The sequence below is a fragment of the Dolichospermum compactum NIES-806 genome (genome assembly GCF_002368115.1).
In the GTDB taxonomy this organism is placed as follows: Bacteria; Cyanobacteriota; Cyanobacteriia; order Cyanobacteriales; family Nostocaceae; genus Dolichospermum; species Dolichospermum compactum.
In genome coordinates this window covers 4,331,328-4,332,059 of record NZ_AP018316.1, presented here as the reverse complement: position 1 = coordinate 4,332,059, position 732 = coordinate 4,331,328, and the positions used below count along the sequence as shown (strand labels likewise).

The following is a 732-nucleotide window of genomic DNA, read 5'->3' as shown; positions in this document are numbered from 1 at the left end:
AAATGACTCGCTTTATACATGATCAATTTGCTAAACAATATCTAACAGAACTATTAACACCCTATGGACAAGTAGAAACCAGTAAAGACATCACCGCAGAAGTCAGAGAAATTGACGTATTATTTATCCCCTCATCCCCACCCAACAACCTAGCAACACTAGGCGTATTAGGGAAAATGGCGGCTAATTATGCCGTATTTGAACCATTTCGTAATGCTGTCGGTAGAAGTGAAATCCGCGGTTGCATAGGTAAATTATTTGACATTCATGCCCAGATTGAACGTCAAGCTAAACGCAATGATACACAAATAAATGAGTCCGAATTAGCTAATTTGTGGATTTTGACTCCTACAGTATCAGTAGAAATCCTCGATAGCTTTAATGCTAGTTTGGATGAAGAAAACTGGGGCAAGGGGATTTACTTTTTTGGCAAAGGACTTAAAACCGTCATTGTGAGTATTCATCAATTACCCAGTACACCCGAAACCCTGTTTTTGCGGATATTAGGGAGGGGAAAAGTACAAAGACAAGCGGTGGAAGAATTGGAAACACTGACAAATAACAATCCATTTCTGGCAGATGTCATAGAATTAGTACATAACCTAATTGCTGTGTTATCGGCACGTCAGCGTCAAGAACAAGATATTGATCAAGATGATCAGGAGTTAATTATGAAATTATCCCAAATGTATCAACAACAATTAGAAGAACTGAGAAAACAAGGACAACAGG

The 732-nt window shown here is 38.5% G+C and carries 1 pseudogene; it reads left to right on the top strand.

What is annotated here, in order from left to right:
- Positions 1-2 precede the first annotated feature (2 nt).
- Positions 3-732, top strand: a pseudogene (locus tag CA730_RS20060) (hypothetical protein); the annotation flags it as partial.